The sequence below is a fragment of the Ruegeria sp. BB9 genome (assembly GCF_056539345.1).
In genome coordinates this window covers 1417881-1437460 of the sequence record NZ_JBQFUU010000001.1, presented here as the reverse complement: position 1 = coordinate 1437460, position 19580 = coordinate 1417881, and the positions used below count along the sequence as shown (strand labels likewise).

The 19580-nt window shown below is 57.5% G+C and carries 19 protein-coding genes; 10 read left to right on the top strand and 9 right to left on the bottom strand.

Translation table 11 applies throughout. The features are described from left to right. Positions 1-136: 136 nt before the first annotated feature. Complete coding sequence (locus ACR0FC_RS07175; protein ID WP_367646642.1) at positions 137-253, top strand: alpha/beta fold hydrolase; 117 nt, start codon at positions 137-139, stop codon at positions 251-253. A 193-nt stretch (positions 254-446) separates the two neighbouring features. Here the strand turns inward: ACR0FC_RS07175 and ACR0FC_RS07170 are convergent, their stop codons facing one another. Together ACR0FC_RS07170 and ACR0FC_RS07165 are read right to left on the bottom strand one after the other, a co-directional pair. Continuing rightward, a complete protein-coding gene (locus ACR0FC_RS07170; RefSeq protein WP_170339489.1) occupies positions 447-1772 on the bottom strand; it encodes an HlyD family type I secretion periplasmic adaptor subunit in 1326 nt (441 codons plus the stop codon). Beyond that, positions 1769-3508, bottom strand: coding sequence for a type I secretion system permease/ATPase (locus ACR0FC_RS07165; protein WP_170339282.1), 1740 nt, complete (start codon positions 3506-3508; stop codon positions 1769-1771). The genes ACR0FC_RS07170 and ACR0FC_RS07165 overlap by 4 nt, the downstream gene beginning before the upstream one ends. A 213-nt stretch (positions 3509-3721) precedes the next feature. Between ACR0FC_RS07165 and ACR0FC_RS07160 the strand changes: the two genes are divergently transcribed. After that, complete coding sequence (locus tag ACR0FC_RS07160; protein WP_170339280.1) at positions 3722-5281, top strand: fasciclin domain-containing protein; 1560 nt, start codon at positions 3722-3724, stop codon at positions 5279-5281. Between the two features lie 201 nt (positions 5282-5482). Here the strand turns inward: ACR0FC_RS07160 and ACR0FC_RS07155 are convergent, their stop codons facing one another. Both ACR0FC_RS07155 and ACR0FC_RS07150 read right to left on the bottom strand, forming a co-directional pair. Beyond that, positions 5483-6517 carry a zinc-binding dehydrogenase gene (locus ACR0FC_RS07155; protein WP_170339278.1) on the bottom strand — a complete coding sequence of 345 codons (1035 nt, stop codon included), beginning with the start codon at positions 6515-6517 and terminating at the stop codon, positions 5483-5485. Positions 6518-6568: 51 nt separating this feature from the next. Further along, positions 6569-7441 carry a TauD/TfdA dioxygenase family protein gene (locus tag ACR0FC_RS07150; protein ID WP_217358572.1) on the bottom strand — a complete coding sequence of 291 codons (873 nt, stop codon included), beginning with the start codon at positions 7439-7441 and terminating at the stop codon, positions 6569-6571. 120 nt (positions 7442-7561) lie between these two features. On the opposite strand from ACR0FC_RS07150, the gene ACR0FC_RS07145 reads away from it, so the two are divergent. From ACR0FC_RS07145 to ACR0FC_RS07125, 5 genes are all read left to right on the top strand, one after another. Beyond that, positions 7562-8434: a LysR family transcriptional regulator gene (locus ACR0FC_RS07145; RefSeq protein ID WP_170339276.1), complete on the top strand. Its 873-nt coding sequence runs from the start codon at positions 7562-7564 to the stop codon at positions 8432-8434. Positions 8435-8672: 238 nt separating this feature from the next. Beyond that, on the top strand, positions 8673-10091 hold the full coding sequence (locus tag ACR0FC_RS07140) for a circularly permuted type 2 ATP-grasp protein (RefSeq protein WP_170339274.1): 1419 nt from the start codon (positions 8673-8675) through the stop codon (positions 10089-10091). A 2-nt stretch (positions 10092-10093) separates the two neighbouring features. After that, a complete protein-coding gene (locus tag ACR0FC_RS07135) occupies positions 10094-11035 on the top strand; it encodes an alpha-E domain-containing protein (RefSeq protein ID WP_170339272.1) in 942 nt (313 codons plus the stop codon). A 3-nt stretch (positions 11036-11038) separates the two neighbouring features. Further along, positions 11039-11836, top strand: a complete 798-nt coding sequence (locus ACR0FC_RS07130; RefSeq protein WP_170339271.1) for a transglutaminase family protein — start codon at positions 11039-11041, stop codon at positions 11834-11836. A gap of 11 nt (positions 11837-11847) precedes the next feature. Beyond that, entirely contained in the window at positions 11848-12579 is a 732-nt protein-coding gene (locus tag ACR0FC_RS07125; protein ID WP_170339269.1) for a proteasome-type protease, read from the top strand. A gap of 51 nt (positions 12580-12630) precedes the next feature. On the opposite strand, the gene ACR0FC_RS07120 is transcribed toward ACR0FC_RS07125, so the two are convergent. Beyond that, the gene (locus tag ACR0FC_RS07120) at positions 12631-12993 is read right to left on the bottom strand and encodes a MerR family transcriptional regulator (RefSeq protein ID WP_170339267.1); all 363 of its coding nucleotides are present in this window, start codon (positions 12991-12993) and stop codon (positions 12631-12633) included. Positions 12994-13059: 66 nt separating this feature from the next. On the opposite strand from ACR0FC_RS07120, the gene ACR0FC_RS07115 reads away from it, so the two are divergent. Continuing rightward, positions 13060-14316 (top strand): NADH:flavin oxidoreductase/NADH oxidase family protein, encoded by a 1257-nt coding sequence (locus ACR0FC_RS07115; RefSeq protein ID WP_170339265.1) that lies wholly within the window; start codon positions 13060-13062, stop codon positions 14314-14316. Positions 14317-14497: 181 nt separating this feature from the next. Here ACR0FC_RS07115 and ACR0FC_RS07110 read toward each other — a convergent pair whose 3' ends face one another. The 4 genes from ACR0FC_RS07110 to ACR0FC_RS07095 form a co-directional block, all read right to left on the bottom strand. Next, a complete protein-coding gene (locus ACR0FC_RS07110) occupies positions 14498-15778 on the bottom strand; it encodes a TRAP transporter large permease (RefSeq protein ID WP_170339264.1) in 1281 nt (426 codons plus the stop codon). A gap of 9 nt (positions 15779-15787) precedes the next feature. After that, positions 15788-16315: a TRAP transporter small permease gene (locus ACR0FC_RS07105; protein WP_170339262.1), complete on the bottom strand. Its 528-nt coding sequence runs from the start codon at positions 16313-16315 to the stop codon at positions 15788-15790. Between the two features lie 75 nt (positions 16316-16390). Beyond that, entirely contained in the window at positions 16391-17374 is a 984-nt protein-coding gene (locus tag ACR0FC_RS07100) for a TRAP transporter substrate-binding protein (protein ID WP_170339260.1), read from the bottom strand. 51 nt (positions 17375-17425) lie between these two features. Next, entirely contained in the window at positions 17426-18214 is a 789-nt protein-coding gene (locus ACR0FC_RS07095) for an SDR family NAD(P)-dependent oxidoreductase (protein ID WP_170339258.1), read from the bottom strand. A gap of 259 nt (positions 18215-18473) precedes the next feature. Here ACR0FC_RS07095 and ACR0FC_RS07090 point away from each other — a divergent pair, with 259 nt between their 5' ends. Together ACR0FC_RS07090 and ACR0FC_RS07085 are read left to right on the top strand one after the other, a co-directional pair. After that, entirely contained in the window at positions 18474-19154 is a 681-nt protein-coding gene (locus ACR0FC_RS07090) for a GntR family transcriptional regulator (RefSeq protein ID WP_170339257.1), read from the top strand. A 35-nt stretch (positions 19155-19189) separates the two neighbouring features. Then, the gene (locus ACR0FC_RS07085) at positions 19190-19501 is read left to right on the top strand and encodes a cupin domain-containing protein (protein WP_170339254.1); all 312 of its coding nucleotides are present in this window, start codon (positions 19190-19192) and stop codon (positions 19499-19501) included. The last annotated feature ends 79 nt before the right edge of the window (positions 19502-19580 follow it).

Here is a 19580-nt window from a genome sequence, read left to right as displayed (position 1 = left end):
TAAACTGGCTGCAATAAACGCCGGCCTGGACGCTATGTACTCCTGGTCCGGAGAGCAGAACCTTAGCCAATTCCGGCAGGAAACACTTGTGCTTTGGGGCGATCGGGATCGGACTTATCCGTGGAGTCAGACTCATATGCTTTGGCAAGAAATCCCCAAGACCTCGCTTGCGGTCGTGCCGGGTTGCGCCCATGCGGTTCATGCCGAGAAGCCTGAACTATTCCAGCGTCTGGTCTCCGACTTTCTGGAGTGATGGGCGCTGCAGGCGGCAGGGTGCTCTGCAGGAAACAGCCGAGCTCAGGTTGATGAAGTTGCCTTGGCGTTTATTCAAGAGCGAAGCGGGATTATCTTCGTGCCAGTCGCAACACACAGGTTTCCCGTGCTGGGCCAGAAAAACCTAAGTCAATCGATCGTGGCTTGATTTGACGGCGACATAGGGCCAACACTCAAGTCTCACGAAACGCTTTCGCAAAATAGTCGCTGAACGGTTTGATCAGGTAGGCAATCGGTGTTCTGTCCTGCGTCCGTATGAAGGTTTCGACCGGCATTCCAGGGACCAGAGGTGTTTCCGCGGGCAGTTTTTTCTGCTCTCCGGCATTCAGTGCGATCTCGGCCGTGTAGTAGGTCTGGTTTGTCGAAGCCTCCTCGAACGCATCCGCAGAAACCAGGGTGACCCGTCCTGTCAATTCAGGCGTCTTGCGCTGATCCATGGCCGAGAAGCGCAAAACGACATCTTGTCCCACGAACATCTGGTCGACGTGAATGGGGTCGACGCGGGCACTTATGATCAGCGGACGATCCTGCGGAACCAGGTACAATACCGGATCGGCCGGTTTCACGACCGCACCAAGGCTGAAGATGTTCAATCCGTGTACGACCCCAGAGACCGGTGCCGTGATTTCAAGGTTTGCGATACGCTCTGCAATATTCGTCGTTTCCTCGCGCAACTCCAGTTCCCGATACCGTAGGTCCCTGAGGCGGGTAATGGCATCTTCGCGACGTTTGCTTTGCAATTTGAGGATTTGAATCTCGATTTCGGTCTTTCGCCCTTCGGATTCCGCGATACGGGCGGTCAGATCACCCATCGTGCCGCTCAGGCGTGCTTCTTCCCGTTGCAATGACAGGACGCGGGATGCGGGCGCCAATCCGCGTTCAAACAAGGACTCCTGATCCGTCAGTTCCTTTCGTATCAGGTCCAGCTGAGTGGCAAGCGCCAGTTTTTGAGCATCAATCCCGACAATCTGGCTGTCGATCTGACCAACCCTTTTGAGTTGCTGATCAATCTCCTGCGCGATGGATTCCTTGCGCGCCGCAAACAAACGTTCCTGACCATAGACCAAGTCCGCGATGTCGCTGTCCAAAGATGCGGCTTGCTGAAGTATGGGATCAAATCGGATTTCTTCGGTTCCGTCTCTTTCCGCCTCAAGACGACCACGGCGGGCCATGAGTTCGTAAAGCTCTTTTTCGGCGATCGCCAATTTGGTAGCAAGGTCATTGGATGCCAGCTTGATCAGGACGTCACCGGCCTCGACCAAGGACCCTTCGTCGACAAGTATCTCGGCGACCACGCCACCATCGGGGTGTTCCACAACCTGTTGATTTTGATCGACTTCAATTCGGCCGCTGGCAACGATTGCCCCGGCAATATTGGTCGTGAAGGACCAATATCCAAAGCCCCCAAGCAACAGTATCAGGCCTGCAAGACCCACGAGTACTGGTCCGCGCGCAGACCACGACAGGGACGAGTTGATGTCGGACCGTTCCGGTTTCATTTCAGGCCTCCCTGTCTGGCGGTTTTTGCGATTTGTTCGTGGTTGATAACGAGTTTCCGAAGCACGTCTTTCTTGGCGCCGAAGTCCCGGACGGTGCCGTTTTCCAGCATTATCAGCTTGTCGCATTCCTGGATTGCGGCCGGTCGATGGGCCACGATCAACACGGATTTTCCGTTTGCCTTGAACTCTTCAATTGCGCGATTGACCGCGGCACTGCCTTCGACGTCGAGGTTTGAATTTGGTTCGTCCAGCACGAGCAGCACGGGGTCTCCGTACATGGCGCGGGCAAGGCCGATACGTTGCATCTGACCACCGGACAGTTGCCCTCCGTTCGCCGATACGTAGGTGTCGTAGCCATCAGCGAGCCGCAGTATCATCTCATGCGCATCTGCTTTCTTTGCGGCTGCCACGACGGCGGCATCGTCCGGCTCGGGCGCCATTCGGGCAATGTTTTCGGCAATGGTGCCGTCGAACAGCTGAAACCGCTGCGGAAGATAGCCGATAAGGCTGCCAAGTTCGGTCGAGCCGTATTGATCCAGCGCGGCGCCATCCAGTCGGATTGTGCCGCTGTGCGGACGCCATACGCCAGTCAAGGATCTGGCGAGTGTGGACTTCCCCGCGCCGGATGATCCAATCAAGCCAACTGCTTCGCCTGGGTTCACGCTGAACGAAACGGATTTCAGAGCGGCTTGCCGTGAGTTCGGCGGAAAGACGGTCAGGTTTTGAACAACCAACTTGGCTTTGGGTTTCGGCAGTCGCGTATTCACACGTTCGGGCGGTACGGTGCCGAGCAGTTCGGCCAGATTGTCCCAGCCTCTTTTTGCGGTCTGAACCAACTGCCATTGCGCCACAAGCTGCTCCATCGGTGCCAGCGCTCGGCCCAGCAGGATTGAGCTGGCAATCATTGCGCCTGCAGTCAGTTCCCCCTGAAGCACAAGATATGCACCAACGGCAAGGATGGCTGACTGCAAAAACAACCGGAAAGTCTTTGTTACGTTCGCAAAGCTGCCGCTTACGTCAGCCGAGCGGATCTGCTCCTTCAGCGCCCGGTCGCGCAACGTCTTCCACCGCGTGAAGGTCGCATCGCGCATACCCATCGCCTCAACGATTTCGGCTTCGTTCCGCAGCTGGTTGGACATTGCTTCGGACGAGGCGACAGCACGGCTGGCATTCGACATGGGCCGTGCCGAAAAAACTCGGTTCAAACCCGTCAGTGCCAAGATGAGCAAACCACCCAACGCAGCAACAGCGCCAAGCCACGGGTGGAATATCCAGATGCCCAAGAGGAAAACGGGCGTCCAGAATACGTCGAAAAAGGCCATTGGAACCGGAGATGACAGAAGCCGCTGAACAGCCTCAAGATCGCGCAGGCCGGTTTCCGTTTGATCGTCCGGAGCGACCGAGGCCTTACGCTGCACAGCTTCGAAAACCCGACGGTCAAGGCGTGCCTGGAAACGCGCCGCGACGCGTCCGAAAATCCTTCCCCGAGCATATTCAAGCAGGCCCAGAATGCCGTACAAGAACGCAACAAGCACCGAGAGAGCGACCAGCGTTTCCACCGATCGGCTGCCCAATACCCGGTCGTACACCTGCAGCATGTACAATGGCCCGGTCAGCATCAGAAGGTTGGTGAAGCAACTGAGAACACCGACAAAAACGTACAGCCGCCAGCTTTCTCGACGCACTTCGCGAAGTTCCTGACGCCCCGTCTCGACTACGAATTTGGGTTTTCCCATTGGCCGTCACCTTTGTTCTCAACTGATGACCGATACGCTGATCTGACCCGGTTGGATTTCTTTTTTGGTTTCGGCCTCAGTGGGCGCGGGAACGATCCACACGGTACCGCCGGGGACATATCGTGATTCAGAAATATTTGATCCGAACGGCCTGTGCGCTCCGTACCAGCGGTAAGCCAATCATTGGCTTGCAAATCTCAGGTGGAGGAAAATATGACGACAATTGCAGGAATTGCCGCAGGAAATCCAAGCTTTAGCATTCTTGTCGCAGCAATAGGTTTTATCGATGACCAGAAGGGGACTGACTACCTTGGTGTCCTCAGTGGAACTGCCGGTGACCCTTCTGCGACCTACACGGTTTTTGCCCCGACAAACGCGGCATTCGGGCAGCTTGCAGCTGATCTGGGTTTTGCGGGCGACGTTACTGACACCGCAGCCGTAACCGCATTTCTGACCTCTCTGAACGAAGATCCGGTGGAAACCGCAACGCTGCTTGAGACGATCGTCACCTACCATGTTGCAGCTGGCACCCAAGGGTCGTCCGAGATTGCGTCGGCGGGTTCGGTGACCTCACTTCAGGGCGGAGTGATCGATGCGTCCGAACTACCGACACTTGGCGATCTGGAGCCGGACCTCATCAATCCGTCGCTGGTGCAGACAGACATCCTGGCGGACAATGGCGTGGTCCACGTGATTGATCGCGTTCTGCTGCCGATCGATCTGCCAGGCAATGACGCCCCGACGATTACGGAAACCGTTCTGGCGGTAAGCGGCGCATCCGGCTTTGACGAAAACGGAGGTGATTTCGACATTCTCCGAGAAGCTCTGATCGCGGCTGATCTGGCGGGCGCCCTTAATGACCCGAATGCCGACCTTACCGCCTTCGCGCCGACCGATGACGCGTTTATCGCGCTCTCGAACTCACTGGGATACGAAGGCAGCGATGAGGGCGGAGCGTTTGCATACCTTGTTGACGCACTGCGTTTGCTCAACGGCGGAAACGATCCCATCGAGCTGTTGACGACGGTGCTGACATACCATGTCTCGGGTGAAAGCCTGCAGGCCAGCCAGGTTCTGGCGTCTGAGGAAATCGAAACGCTCCAGGGCGGAACGATTGGTGTGGATGCCGAGACCCTTACCCTAGTCGATGCCGATCCGGACGTTCAGGATCCAAGCCTCATCGCGACCGACATTCAGGCGTCTAACGGTGTGATCCATGTGTTGAACGGCGTTCTGCTGCCCGCCGATCTACTGCAATCTGACGGTTCAGGGGCAGTCGATTTCGTCATCGGAGACGACGGTCGCGAAGTTATCCGCACAGGTCGGGACAATGACCTGATCGATGCCAAAGGCGGCAACGATATCGTTTTCGCAGGAAGTGGTGACGATCTGGTTCTCGCCGGTGACGGTCGGGACAAAGTTTTCGGCGGTAAGGGTGACGACACCCTGAACGGCGAGGGTGGAAACGACATCATCTTCGGCGGCCGCGGAAACGACGAGATCGCGGGCGGCGCCGGAAACGACAAACTCATCGGCGGCTCGGGCTCTGACAGCTTCGTCTTCGAACAAGGCGGCGGTCATGACACTGTGTTCGGCTTTCGCGCAGGTCGCGACAAGATCGACCTCAGCGCCTATGGCTTCACAGGTTACGAGGAAGTCGAGGATGCGATCAGCGGCCGTTTCTTCAAGACCAAGATCGATTTGGGAGACACGGAAATCTCGTTGTTCGGCGTCCGCGCAAGCAGCCTAGACGAAGGTGATTTCATTCTCTGATAGGCAAGCCCGCCTGGACCGACCAAAACTGTTTGGGCGGGCTTTTCTTGTTGAAACGGCTTCACAATATTTTTCGGGAACAGTGTTTTGGCGTGTGTGTGGCGACAGCCCGGGCAAACGACGTTACTCGCCTTAAGTTATTATTTTTAAATACTTTAACTATTTGGGTCCGCGTGCATCCTGCAAGGCACAGGCACCCAATCAAGGTCGAAAACTTGTGATTACGGCGGTGCCGGGCGAGGTCGGGCCACGCATCGCGCGAAGCTCACCGCTGGCATCCTCAAGGCGGACCTCTCGGGCCACCATCGGCTGTATGTCAACGTTACCCCGCTCGATCAGTCCAAGCAGACGCGGGTACTTCCAGGACGGCATGCCCCGGGTGCCATAAACCGAGAGCTGTTTGGAATATATCGCGCGCATGTTCATGCGCATCCAACCTTCACCCGACGGCATCCCAATCTGTACATGACGGCCCAAGATCGCGAGGCACTCCAGCGAAGCGTTCGTCGTTGTTTCGATGCCCAGAGCTTCGATGGAAACCTGCGCTCCTCCACCGGTGATATCCAGGATCGCGGTCGCCGCATCCTCTTTGGATGCATTGACCGTCGCGTCCGCGCCGTGGAGTTTTGCGTGCTCGAGTTTCTCATCGACCACATCCACCACGACAACCCGGCATCCCAGCATTTTCGCAAGCAAGAGAACGGACAGACCAATTCCACCGGTTCCATGGACGGCAACCCATTCGCCCGCAGCAACATCTGCTCGGTCCGTCAAAGCATGCCATGCGGTGGTGACGCGGCAGCCCAGGCCGGCGGCGAGGGCAGGGGAGAGTGTGTCTGGCAAGTGAACCAAGTTATGGTCAAAGGGCACCGCAACATATTCCGCATAGGCGCCCGGTGCGCCAAATCCGGGAACGATCTGGTTGGCGCAGGTATTCGACACTCCGGTTTGACAGGCATGGCAACTGCCGCACCCTAGGATGAATGGGGCGATGAGGCGATCACCCACTTTGTGTTTCGCATTGGACCCGGCCTCGACCACGGTGCCACAGTATTCGTGCCCTAGGATGGAGCCGTTTTGAACTTTCGGGTGGGCACCGGACCAGCCGTGGTAGTCCGAGCGGCACACGCCGCAGGCGGCGACCTCCAAGACCACTCCGTTGTCGGGGCAGGTTGGGTCCGGGACCGTTTCAATCGAAAGGTCCTCGTTGAACTCTCTGACGACTGCAGCTCGCACTTCGCGCTCCCAAAATGGTTTCTTCGACCGTGAAATCCCGTCCCGTCAGAACTAGACGGGTCGGTCGCCTTTCACGGTTACACGCCGCCCCTTTCGTTCCGCGGGCCAATAGTCCCAGATGGCACGATGCATACAGCAACGATTGTCCCAAAACGCCATATCGTTGAGCGACCACCGGAACCTGATTTGATAGTTGATCTGTTCGGCATGCTCGAAAAGCATGTTGAGGATCGCCTCACTTTCCTTGTCCGACAAGCCGATAATCTTCGTTGTGAACGTTCGGTTGACGAACAGCGATTTTCGTCCTGTCTCGGGGTGAGTTCTGACGATCGGATGAATTGCTTCGGGGCAATCAATATCGGCGTCCTTTTGGCCCCGGTCGCTGTACCGGCCCTTGTATATGTGCTCGGAGCTGTGGAGGGCGGACAGGCCGCCGAGCATGCTTTTGATCGGTTCGGACAGATCATCGTAAGCCGCATACATATCGCTGAACATGGTGTCCCCGCCGCAAGGAGGGGCAATGTGGATCTGAAGCATTGTTCCCAATGGCGGCGTCTCATCACATGACACGTCCGAGTGCCAGAACTCACCGTTGGCTACCTTTGAATTTTTGGTGGCATGGATCTCGAATATCTCCGGATACCCTTCCATCGTTGGGGCTGCGGGGTGTGCGTGGAGCGGCCCGAAGCGTTTCCCAAACTCGATGTGCTGCGCAGGCGGTATCTCTTTCTGCTCTTTGAAGAACAGAACCTGATAGGTGTGAAAGGCATCGCGGATTTCGGCGAACTGTTCGTCGGGCACAGGCTGGCTCAAATCGACCCCATAGATCTCGGCCCCGAGGTTCGGGGCGAAAGGCTTGGCAACGATGGACGTGTAGGTGTTGGACTTTGGGGCAACCATGGGGACCTCGGGGCGCTGTTTCATTGAGCATGTTTCGCGCAGGGTACAGATCAAAAAATGTGAACAAAAACGAAAATGATTTGATCCATCGGTGAAAATCTCTCACCTATTGTGGACCCGGACAAAGGTGGCGAGGTCTTTGAGATGAGCATTCGAGCGTTGCGAACTCTGATCGCAATACATCGGCATGGAAGCTTTCGAGCCGCATCGGAGGCCGAGCATCTGACGCCGTCGGCGGTAAGCCATCAGATGCGGAACCTTGAAGTCATGTGGGGGCTCGACTTGTTTGACCGGTCGGCGAAGACACCCAAACTGACCAGTGCGGGGCTCATGCTTGTTGAAGAAGCGGCGGCGGTCGTCGCCGCCTATGACGGCCTGACCGACAAGGTGAGATCAGACAAGGAACTTGCCGGCGAGATAATCTTGGGTGCAGTTCCAACGACTTTGACGGGTTTGGTGCCTGCTGCGTTATCAAGGCTGAAGTCAGAACATCCTGACGTGCGTGTCAGACTTGTTCCGGGCTTGACCAATCAACTGCTGTTGCAGCTGGACCGCAAGCAGGTTCACGCAGCAATCATCTCACGCCCGGATATCCTGCCGAAGTCGCTGGAGTTCTCGGAAATCGTGACCGAGAAACTGGTCCTGCTCGTCTCGGAAAATACTCCGGACCTTTCTCCCGAAGAACTGCTCGGCGCGTTGCCGTTTATTCGGTTCACTCGCGACGCGGTTGTGGGGAGGCAGATCGAGACCTGGTTGCAAAGGATGGGCATAGAAGTCAAAGACGCCATGGAGCTTGAAGGCCTCGATGCAATATCAAGCATGGTCGCCGCTGAACTCGGAGTCTCGATCATACCTGACAATCGTCTGGCGTCTTATGACCATTTGCGGCTCAGAAAAATTCCTCTGGAGCAGTTCGGACCCCGACGCATCGTCGGTCTTGCGAGTGTGGCAATGTCACCCCGTGCCAGAATGGTAGACGCAGTCCGGGGCGCGCTGCTGGATGCGGTGGGCACCTAGTCGGTTCTCAGGCGGAGCCGTAGCCCCTGATTGCTTTCGAGGATTGCTTTGGTGGCTGCACGTCATTGAAGCCAGAAGCCGGTAGAGTGGCGGCGATGATTTTTGCTGCACCCAAAACAAGTTTCGTCATCGACGGCCGGGCTGCTGTTCGCTCGAAAACTGTGCATTTCTTGGTAGGCCGCCAACTGGAAAAGCCCGTACAACTTGCAAAGTTTGAATTGATCGTCACACTTCTCGTATGAGCGAGTATTTTGATGAGATGTTCAACGGCGACGGATCTCTCAGAGGTCCTTACGAAGAGATTGGACGTTGGTTCAATGCGGAAGATGTCTCACGGCTGAGGGCCAAACAGCGCGAAGCCGAGGAAGTATTCAGGCTGACGGGGATCACTTTCAACGTCTACGGCAAGACCGAGGCCGAAGAACGCTTGATCCCATTTGATATCGTTCCGCGCGTGATTTCAGGGCGCGAATGGCAACGTCTGGAGCGCGGTATCGAACAACGGGTTCGGGCGATCAATGCGTTTCTTCACGACATCTATCACCGTCAGGAAATCGTGCGTGCCGGTCGCGTGCCGGCAGAGATGATTGCCAGCAACGAAGCCTTCCTGCCGCAGATGCTGGGTGTCTCACCGCCGGGGCAGGTCTACACCCATGTGGTTGGCGTTGATCTGGTGCGTACCGGGCCGGATGAGTTCTTCGTGTTGGAAGACAACGCCCGCACGCCGTCCGGGGTCAGCTACATGCTCGAAAACCGGGAAACGATGCTGAAGATGTTCCCCGAGCTTTTCAGCGCCACGAATGTGCGCAATGTATCCGATTACCCCCGCAATCTGAGACGCTCGCTTGCGGCCAGTGCGCCGGCCTGCGCGGACGGCGAGCCGACCGTCGCGGTATTGACTCCGGGGATCTACAATTCAGCCTATTTTGAACATGCGTTTCTGGCCGATCAGATGGCCGTGGAACTGGTCGAGGGCCACGACCTGCGGGTTGTCGATGGGCGCGTCTGCATGCGCACCACGCGTGGTTACAAACCAATCGACGTTCTTTACCGCCGGGTTGACGACGATTTCCTGGACCCGCTGAATTTCAACCCGGACAGCGCGCTGGGCGTTCCTGGCATTCTGGACGTCTATCGGGCCGGGGGCATCACGATCGCCAACGCGCCGGGCACGGGCATTGCCGATGACAAGGCGATCTATTCCTACATGCCTGAAATCGTTGAGTTCTACACGGGCGAGAAACCCCTGCTCAAAAACGTTCCGACGTGGCGCTGCAGCGACCCCGAGTCGCTGTCCTACGTATTGGACAACCTGTCCGACCTTGTCGTCAAAGAGGTGCACGGCTCGGGCGGCTATGGGATGCTGATCGGTCCGACCGCCAGCAAGAAAGAGATTGCGGCCTTCCGTGACAAGCTCAAGTCGCGGCCGTCGAACTATATCGCTCAGCCCACATTGTCTCTCTCGACAGTACCGATCTTCGCCCGTTCGGGACTTGCCCCCAGGCATGTCGATCTGCGGCCGTTTGTTCTGGTGTCCCCGGATGGGATCGAGATCACCCCCGGCGGCCTGACGCGCGTTGCGCTGAAAAAAGGGTCCCTGGTCGTGAATTCAAGCCAAGGCGGCGGGACCAAAGACACCTGGGTTCTGGAGGACTGACCATGCTGGGAAAAACTGCTGGCGGGTTATTCTGGATGTCCCGGTATCTTGAGAGGGCGGAAAACACGGCCAGATTGCTTGAAACAGGCCAGAGGATGGCGCTGACCCGGACCAAGAACTCCGATGCGGAATGGGGCTCGGTTCTGAAAACCGCCGGCGTTTTCGGTGGTTACAGCGCCAAATATGATGAGATTTCAAAAGACAATGCCGTGGATTGGATGTTGCGAGATGCCGACAACCCATCCTCGATCAAGTCTGTCATCAAGCAGGCGCGAGACAACGCGCGTCTTGTTCGAACCGCATTGACCCATGATGTGTGGAGCGCGGTGAACGCCACGTGGATGCAGATTGATCAAGCCATGAAGCGCCGCGTGAACGAGAGAGACCTGCCGGGGACGCTGGAGCTTATTCGTCAACAGGCGGCTCTGGTTCGTGGCGCAACGCTAGGGACCATGCTGCGCAACGATATTTTTGATTTCACCCGGATCGGCACCTTTGTCGAGCGGGCCGACAATACCGGGCGCATCCTGGACGTGAAGTACTATGTTCTTCTGCCGACGGCCTTTTCGGTCGGCTCGTCACTGGACAACATCCAATGGGAAAGCATTCTGCGGTCCGTGGGTGCAGGTGGTGGCTATCGCATGACCCACGGCCAGAATACCCGGCCGTCGGAAATCGCTCAGTTTCTGATCCTCGATCAGCGGATGCCTCGCAGCCTGCATTTCTGCTGCAGGAAAATCCAAGAGAACCTTTCGTATCTCAGCAAAGACTATGGCTTTGCGGGGCCGTCGGTTACGGCAGCCGATGCGCTGTCCGAAAAATACCTCGACCGGCAGATTTCTGATATCTTTGACCTTGGGCTGCACGAGTACATTCAGGACTTTTTGAAGGATCTTGGGAACTTGAGCCGCCAGATTGAAGTTGACTACCGGTTCTATGAGTGACCAATGAAACTGCATATTCGCCATGAGACACGATACGATTTCGACGCGCCGGTTCCCTTTGGCCTGCAGCAGCTGAGAAAGACGCCCAAATCTTTCCGCAATCAGAATATCCTCTCTTGGAGCACCGAAGTGACCGGGGGGCGCAAGGAACTGAGCTTTGAGGACTACCACCGCAACACGGTGGAGCTGATCAGTTTCGAAGCGAATACCCAAAGCATCTCATTGATCTCTGAAGGTGTTGTCGAGGTTGAAGACACGCATGGTGTGTTGGGACGTCACGAGGGCTCGACGCCGTTGTGGCTTTTTCAGCGGAGCACGCCTTTGACAACGCCGGGCAAGGGTGTTGCAGACGTAATCGCCGAGTTGCCGGATGGTGAGCCGCTTGAGCGGATGCATGCGCTGTCCGAAAGAGTTCGGGCTCAGGTCTCCTACGAAGTGGGAGGCTCGCACCCGGACTGGAGCGCAGAAGACGCCCTCAAGGCCGGGCGCGGCGTCTGCCAGGACCACGCGCATGTTTTCATCACCTGCGCGCGGAAGATCGGCGTGCCGGCCCGCTATGTCTCGGGTTATCTGATGATGAACGAAACCGAATTGCAGGATGCCACCCACGCGTGGGCCGAAGTTCATCTGGACGGGCTTGGCTGGGTTGGATTTGACGTGTCCAACCGGATTTCACCCGATGATCGATACGTGCGTGTCGCAACCGGTCTGGACTATGCCCAGGCGGCCCCGGTAATAGGAAACAGAATTGGGGCAGCGGGCGAGCAGTTGACGGTTCAATTGCAGGTCGCACAGCAGTAACGGAGAACCTGATGACCTATGCTGTGGGCATGCGGCTGAACCGCGGACTGGTTTTCATGTCGGACACGCGCACGAATGCAGGTGTCGACAACGTGTCCACCTTCAACAAGATGTTCAATTGGACCGTCGAAGGCGACCGTTCAATCACCTTGTTGACGGCTGGCAACTTGGCGACCACCCAAGCCACCATAAGCCTGCTGGAAGAACGTACAAAAGCACCGGAAGACCGGTCGCCGTCGATCCTTGAAGCGCCGACGATGTTTCAGGTCGCCCAATTGGTTGCGGCGACGCTGAACGACGTCATCGAGGGGCATTCCCGAGCGGGCCAACAGGCAGACAGCGCCTTTCACGCGACCCTGATCCTGGGGGGGCAGATCAAAGGCGGCCCGTCGCGCCTGTTTCTGATCTATCCCGAGGGCAATTTCATCGAGGCCGGTGAGGATACCCCGTTCTTTCAGATCGGTGAGACGAAGTACGGCCGCCCCATACTGGTACGTGCGTTTGATCCGGACATGAGCTTTTCCGAAACGGTAAAGCTGTTGCTGGTCAGTTTCGATTCAACGATCAAGGCCAATTTGTCCGTCGGTGCACCGCTTGATCTGCTGCTTTATGAGGAAGACAGCCTTACGGCCGGCACGCGTTCAAGGTTCGAGCCTGACGATCAGTACTTTCGGACCATATCCGAAGGGTGGGGCGATGCGCTGAAGGTCGCCCTGTCAAAGCTTCCGGCATACGAAGCCTGAGGAGCGAAATCTTGTGCTCCCGCAGGGCGCAGGTTTCAGGCTGCCAAACCCTCAGCAGCCATTTGACTCAGGGTCACTCAGATAGGCGATCATCTGGTCCAAGTCGCGGCGAATCCCGTGCAGGTCTTTGATCTTTTGATCCACATCGGCCAACTTGCTTTTTAGGTTCGCGATCACCTCGGGCCGCGGGATAGTGATTTCCGGGTCTTCCGGTAGGAAGCGCTTGATTTCCGACAGAGAAAAGCCAAGCGACTTGCTCATTGCGATGGTCTTGATGCGGGAAATCATTGCATCGGGATAGTCGCGATAACCGTTCTCCAGACGCTCGGGCGGTGGGATCAGGCCGTGTTTTTCGTAGAACCGAATGCTTGACGCTGACACGCCCGTGGCTTCTGCCAATTTTCCGATCTTCATGCCCTTGACCTTCAACCATTGTCGAAGGTTTATATCACCTGGGATCGAGAAGAAAAGGATCCCAAGATGACTGTTTCACCGCTGTTTGAACCGCTCACATTGCCAAATGGGGCGGTTCTCAGAAACCGTCTGGCAAAAGCTGCAATGGAAGAAAGCCTGGCGGCTTTCGGGCAGGTGCCAGACGAGAAAATTCACCGGCTTTATCGCCGCTGGGCCGCGGGCGGCGCGGGCTTGTTGATTACTGGAAATGTAATGGTCTCGGCTGATGCGCTGTCCGGCCCCGCCAGCGTGGTTCTGGAAGACGGAACTGATCTTGCGCCTTTCCGGGAATGGGCCGAGGCAGGGCAGATGCGCGGCGGAGCAATCTGGATGCAGATCAATCATCCCGGTCGTCAGGTCCTGGCGAGCCTGGGCGAAGAAACGGTGTCAGCGTCCGACGTGCCGGTCGAGATCCCCGGCATGTCCAAAAACTTCAACCCGCCGCGGGCCCTGACCGAGGCCGAAATTCAAGACCTGGTTCCCCGTTTTGCTCGAACAGCCGCGTTGGCCGAAGAAGCAGGATTTGACGGCGTTCAGATACATGCCGCCCACGGCTATCTTATCAGCCAGTTTCTATCGCCCTTGACCAATCGCCGTACCGACCATTGGGGCGGCTCTTTGGAGAATAGGGCGCGCTTCCTTTTTGAGGTCGTTCGCGCGATCCGGGCCAGCGTGTCCAGGAGTTTTACCGTTTCGGTGAAGCTGAACTCGGCTGATTTTCAGAAAGGTGGATTTGGGCAGGATGATGCCAAATGGGTGGTCAACCAACTTGGCGATATGGCTATTGATCTGGTCGAATTGTCCGGCGGTTCCTATGAGAGTCCGGCCATGCAGGGCAGGCAGGAGGATGGCTCCAGCACGGCCCGGCGCGAAGCCTATTTTGTAGACTTCGCGCGGGAGATCGCTGCTGACGCGAAAATGCCGATCATGGTGACCGGCGGCATTCGCTCTCGGGCTGTTGCCGAGGATGCATTGGCCAACAACCGGGGCGGGATTGGCGTCTCGGTTCTTGGGGTGGCCCGCGCGATGGCGTTTGAACCTGATCTTGTCGAAAACTGGCGGAATGGCAAATCAGAGTCGGTCAATATCCCGGAAGTGTCTTGGAAAAACAAAAGGCTGGCGGGGTTCGCCTCGATGGTGCTGGCGTATTTCCAGCTTGAACGACTGGCAAATGGCAAGCCACCGAAAGTACCGCACTCGGCGTTTCTCGCGCTGATGCGAAATCAGATGCGGGCGAAGCGATGGACGAAACGTTACCGTTCCTGGCGCGATGCCCGAGCATAATGTGGTCAGGGATGCCTAAAGCAGGGATCCAACGGCGTTTGTGCGGGTAATCACCATGTGGCGGCACCTTTGACGCTCGGCTTCCGGCACCGACCGCAGGTGTTTCTGCCGTTGCCGCCAGAGTTGGAAATGGGCGCAACCTTACACAGGTTGCGCCCGAATTTTTGCGTGCTCGCCCTTTCTATCCAAGCAACCCTGGCAGGGTCAGCGAGATTGCGGGCACAAAGGTGATCAGCATCAGAGCGACCAGAATTGCCAGGTAAAAGGGCCATATCGTCCGAACCGCCTTTTCCATCGGCAGTTTGCCAACGGCGCAGCCGACAAACAGGCAGGAGCCAACCGGAGGGGTGCACAGTCCCAAGCCCAGATTCACCAGCAAGATCATTCCGAACTGCAGGGGATCAATGCCAAGGCTGTTAGCAACCGGCAGGAAGATCGGCGTGCAGATCAGGATCAGGGCAGCCATGTCCATGATCATGCCCAGAAGCAACAAGACCGCATTGATCATCAGCAGGATAAGGATCGGGTTTTCCGTCAGGCCTGTCAGCAGATCCACCGTTTTGTCCGGCACTCTGTAGAAGGTCAGCATATAGGCAAAGGCACCCGCGCAGGCGATCAGGATCATGACCATGGCCGTCGTGCGTACGGCCGACGCAACCGCGATGCAGAACTTGTCCCAAGTGATACTCCGGTAGACCACGAGCGTGACGACAAAGGCATAGATTGCGCCGAACGCCCCGGATTCGGTGACCGTGAAGATGCCTGACAGGACACCTCCGACGATGATCACGGCAGTCAGCAGCCCGGGGATCGCGCTGAGAAAGCTGATGACCAGGGCCTTCCAGCCCGGAAAGGTTTCGGCCTGATACCCTCGGCGCACCGCAACAAGATACGCGGCGACGGCTAGGCAGAGGCACATCAGCACGCCGGGAACTACACCCGCGAGGAAAAGTTTCGAGATCGAAATGCCGCCCCCCGCTGCAATGGCGAAGATGATCATGTTGTGGCTGGGAGGGATGATGATCCCTGCGATCGACGACGTGACCGTCACATTGACCGCATAGTCCGCGTCGTAGCCTTTTTCTTTCATCACGGGAACCAGGATGGAACCCAGTGCAGAGATATCAGCAATGGCCGATCCGGAAATCCCACCAAACAACATCGACGAAAACACATTCACGATGCCCAAGCCCCCACGAACGGCGCCGACCGCGGCTGACGCGAACCGCACCAGACGCATGGCGATCCCGCCGTGGAACATCAGTTCACCGGCGAAGATGAAAAACGGGATTGCCATCAACGAGAAAACGTTGATGCCCGAGATGATCCGCTGGAACCCGATCATCAGCGGCAAACCTTCGAACCAGAAGGCCGAGATGGCGGCAATGCCCAAGGCGAAGGCCACGGGTGTTCCGATCAGTACACACAGGGCGAAGACGCCAAGCAAAAGAAGAATTCCCATGATCCGCCTCTATTCGATGCTGTCTTTTCGCTCGTCAAAACCGACGCAGAGGCGGATCAGGTGACCAACGGAAAACACAAGGATAAGGCCCCCGCCAATGGTCAGGGGCAATGACCGCAAGCCTTCGGGAACCTGGATCAAGGGAATGAGCGACCCCCATTTGAACATCGTAAGCCGCGCCCCGAACACCAGCATCAGAGCACCGAATCCGGCCATGATCACATCCGTGCAAACGACCAGAGCCGTCCTGACTCGCCGCGGAACGGCCGAGCGCACGAGGGACACGGACAAATGCGTGTTGTCGTGCACACCAACCGCCGCGCCGATGAACGCGATCGTCATGACCAGCAACAGGGCGACCTGCTCGACCCACGTTGGCGTTGCGTTCAGGACGTAGCGGCCGAAGACGAGCCAGCCGAATATGATGGTGACCACGACCAGCGCGACACCGGTCACGATCCGGCATGCATCGGCGATGCGGTCGAGGATCCTGACCATAGTGCGCACTGAGGACGGGGGCGTAGATGTATTGCTCATTAGCCTGAAACTCTTGATCAGATGTCCGGCCCCGCATTGGCAGGGCCGGACGGTATCAGATCCGATACGGTCCGATCACTCGGTCGCCTGGATGGTTTCAACCAACGGGCGGAGGTCAGGGTTGGTTGCGAAATAGGCCTCGTAGACCGGGGCCATCGCGGCCTGGAACGGCGCTTTGTCGGCCACTTCGTTCACTACCACACCCGCAGCCTCGACCGCCGCGCGGCTGGCCGCTTCACGCTCAGCCCACAATTGCCGCTGCAACTCGGCGGACTCTTGCGCCGCCTCTCTGACTGCGGCCTGCAGTTCAGGCGACAAGGCGTTGAATTTGTCGGTGTTGACGCACACGCATTCAGGGATGATCAGGTGCTGGGACAGCGAGTAATAGCCGGCAACCTCGAAATGGCCGGTCGACTCGTAGGACGGCCAGTTGTTCTCGGCGCCATCGACGACCCCGGTCTTCAGGGCCTGATAGACCTCGGCGAAAGCCATGGGCGACGGGTTGCCGCCAAGTTCGGCAATCATGCCGGTGAACAGATCGTTGTTCATGACCCGCACTTTCATGCCCTGGACATCGGCCGGGGTATTGATCGGCTTGGTCCCGTTGTAGAAGGATCGGGCGCCGGCGTCATACCAGGCAAGCGGGGTCAAACCCTTGGCTGCCATACCGGCCGCGATCGCGGCACCGCCCTCGCTGTCCAGAACGCGGAACATGTGAGGGACGTCCTTGAAGATGAAGGGCAATGAAACGACATTTGCCTCGGCCACAATCGGTCCGATCGGACCCAGGTTGAAATTTCCGACCTCCAGAGCGCCAGCGCGGACCTGTTCGACCGCATCGGGCTGGCTGCCCAATGTGCCGCCGTGGAACATTTGCAGGTTGATTTCACCGCCGGTCTTTTCGGTGACCAGTTCGGCGAATTTGTCCATCGCGACAGTATTCGGGTAGCCGTCCGCGTGGATGTTCCACCCGCGCCAATCCTCGGCCAAAGATGCGCTGCCGGTCATGACGATCATGGCTGCGGCGCCAATCAGTGTTTTTGTAAGTTTGGTGTTCATGCTTTCCTCCCTAGAAGCAGACAGATGTTTTTGGTGATCGGTCGAAGCCGGCTATGAAAAGAGCAGGCCTCCGTTGATGTCGATGTTCGCGCCCGAAATGAATGCGGCGGCGGCGTCCGAGGCCAGAAACGCGACGAGGTTTGCCACATCCTCTGACGTTCCTTCGCGTTTCAGCGGTGTGGCGCTGGCCACGTTGGTTCGGACTTCGGTTTTGGTGAAGACATTGTGGAAATCTGTGTCGATCATGCCCGGGCAAACCGAATTGACCCGGATGTCGGGGCCCAGTTCCTTGGCCAGCCCACGCGTCATCGTCATGACCGCCCCCTTCGAGGCCGCATAGGCAACCGCGCCGGGACCACCCCCGTCACGACCCGCCTGACTGGCAAACCCGACGATCGCACCACCTTTTTTCATGTGCGGCAACACCGACTGAACGGCACGGGCAAAAGAAGTGGTGTTCAGGTCCATAACGTAACGCCAATGGTCCATGTCCATCTCGGACAGGGTCTTTCGGGCCACCAACCCTCCGGTCACGTGGACAAGAATGTCGATCCGGGGCCCGAAGGCGGCAATCGTTTCTGAGACCAGCCTGTCCACATCTGCGCCAGAGGTCATGTCGCCCTGTACGGCGATCGCCTGACCGCCGGCAGCCGTTATCTCCTGGACCGCCGACTCTGCACCCGTGGATGAGCTGTGATAGTTGATTGCGACCGACGCTCCGGCCTCGGCCAGTTTCAGAACGCAGGCACGGCCAATGTCCCGTCCGCCGCCGGTCACGATCGCAACCTTTCCTGCAAGGTTCCGGTTCAGGCCAATCTGTTCAGCGTTCAATTCGGTCATTCTCTTGTCCCTTTGGATCCCCGGTCAGCCTGTTGGCGCGCCCGTTCCGAACTTTGAGTCCCAACAGGCATGAAGCAGTGTTGCATATTTTAGTCGACTAGGATACTAGTATTGTCAACAACTTTGTTTGGGGATCGCAAAAGGCATCGCCCGGCCCGTGCCAAATCAATTGGCTGGAGATACATTGAGGAGTATCGAGAGAGGGGCCTCGAGCCTCAGAAGATCACCCGAGTTGGTCACGCGCAGAAAAAGGCAGGAAATGCAAAGTATTACGGACAAGATCGAGCGGCGCACAACCACCGACATCGTTTATGAGAGCCTGTACGAGGCGATCGTTTCGCTTGAAATCCTGCCGGGGACGAAACTGTCCGAAGCCGACATCGCAAAAAAATTTGAGGTGTCCAGACAGCCCGTCCGCGATGCTTTCAACAGGCTCGAGGCGCAGGATTTGCTGCTGATCCGGCCTCAGAAAGCCACCCGGGTCCGTAGCTTTTCGATGGAACGGATCGGTCATGCACGCTTTGTTCGCCTGGCCGTCGAGTTGGAGGTGGTGCGCGCTGCATGCCTGGTCTGGAAGCCCGAATACTCGAAGCTGCTGGAAGACAATCTCAGGCGGCAGAAAGACGTGGTTTCAAGGAGCGACGCCGAAGAGTTCCATCAACTCGACTACGACTTTCACCGGTTGATTTGCGAGCTGAGCGGCAACCCGCTGGCCTTCGACACGATCCAGGAATGCAAAAGAAAGATCGACCGCCTGTGTGTTCTGAGCCTAGGGCGCGAGAGCGAGGCCGAGACTCTGGTTCGGGATCATGTGGCGCTGGCCAAGGCGCTTGCAGACCGCGACGAGGCGCTGGCAAGCGAAACCATTCGCCGTCATCTGGGCCGTATCGACAAGACCATCGAGGAGGTTTACGCGAAACATGCCGAGTATTTCGAGTGAAATGAACGCCGCCACCTGACCGAGGACACTGCATCATGACAAAAAGCTATCCGATTGTGTCGCCCGCGCCGGGCGTCTCGCGCCAGGTTTTGGCAGATCACGAAGACCTCATGATGGTGTCCTTCCGCTTTGAGAAAGGTGCCGAAGGCGCACTGCACGACCACCCGCATGTGCAGTCGACATTTGTGCGGTCCGGGCGGTTCAATTTCGTCATCGGAGATCAGGAGCGAGAGCTGGGGCCCGGTGACAGCCTGATCATTCCGTCCGGCGTAAGCCATGGTTGTGTTTGCCTGGCGGCCGGAGAGTTGATCGATTGTTTCACGCCCAGGCGGGACGACTTTCTGTAAGGCGCTTTCCGCGAGCGCCCTTGCTTCGGGCTGCGATTTTCTTGAAGCCTTGCGGCTGGTTAATCTGTTTTTTGGCGAG

Coding starts and splice junctions, on each gene's coding strand:
- ACR0FC_RS07175 (WP_367646642.1), top strand. CDS start 137: ATGCTTTGGCAAGAAATCCCCAAGACCTCGCTTGCGGTCGTGCCGGGT.
- ACR0FC_RS07170 (WP_170339489.1), bottom strand. CDS start 1,772: ATGAAACCGGAACGGTCCGACATCAACTCGTCCCTGTCGTGGTCTGCG.
- ACR0FC_RS07165 (WP_170339282.1), bottom strand. CDS start 3,508: ATGGGAAAACCCAAATTCGTAGTCGAGACGGGGCGTCAGGAACTTCGC.
- ACR0FC_RS07160 (WP_170339280.1), top strand. CDS start 3,722: ATGACGACAATTGCAGGAATTGCCGCAGGAAATCCAAGCTTTAGCATT.
- ACR0FC_RS07150 (WP_217358572.1), bottom strand. CDS start 7,441: ATGAAACAGCGCCCCGAGGTCCCCATGGTTGCCCCAAAGTCCAACACC.
- ACR0FC_RS07145 (WP_170339276.1), top strand. CDS start 7,562: ATGAGCATTCGAGCGTTGCGAACTCTGATCGCAATACATCGGCATGGA.
- ACR0FC_RS07140 (WP_170339274.1), top strand. CDS start 8,673: ATGAGCGAGTATTTTGATGAGATGTTCAACGGCGACGGATCTCTCAGA.
- ACR0FC_RS07135 (WP_170339272.1), top strand. CDS start 10,094: ATGCTGGGAAAAACTGCTGGCGGGTTATTCTGGATGTCCCGGTATCTT.
- ACR0FC_RS07130 (WP_170339271.1), top strand. CDS start 11,039: ATGAAACTGCATATTCGCCATGAGACACGATACGATTTCGACGCGCCG.
- ACR0FC_RS07125 (WP_170339269.1), top strand. CDS start 11,848: ATGACCTATGCTGTGGGCATGCGGCTGAACCGCGGACTGGTTTTCATG.
- ACR0FC_RS07120 (WP_170339267.1), bottom strand. CDS start 12,993: ATGAAGATCGGAAAATTGGCAGAAGCCACGGGCGTGTCAGCGTCAAGC.
- ACR0FC_RS07115 (WP_170339265.1), top strand. CDS start 13,060: ATGACTGTTTCACCGCTGTTTGAACCGCTCACATTGCCAAATGGGGCG.
- ACR0FC_RS07110 (WP_170339264.1), bottom strand. CDS start 15,778: ATGGGAATTCTTCTTTTGCTTGGCGTCTTCGCCCTGTGTGTACTGATC.
- ACR0FC_RS07105 (WP_170339262.1), bottom strand. CDS start 16,315: ATGAGCAATACATCTACGCCCCCGTCCTCAGTGCGCACTATGGTCAGG.
- ACR0FC_RS07100 (WP_170339260.1), bottom strand. CDS start 17,374: ATGAACACCAAACTTACAAAAACACTGATTGGCGCCGCAGCCATGATC.
- ACR0FC_RS07095 (WP_170339258.1), bottom strand. CDS start 18,214: ATGACCGAATTGAACGCTGAACAGATTGGCCTGAACCGGAACCTTGCA.
- ACR0FC_RS07090 (WP_170339257.1), top strand. CDS start 18,474: ATGCAAAGTATTACGGACAAGATCGAGCGGCGCACAACCACCGACATC.
- ACR0FC_RS07085 (WP_170339254.1), top strand. CDS start 19,190: ATGACAAAAAGCTATCCGATTGTGTCGCCCGCGCCGGGCGTCTCGCGC.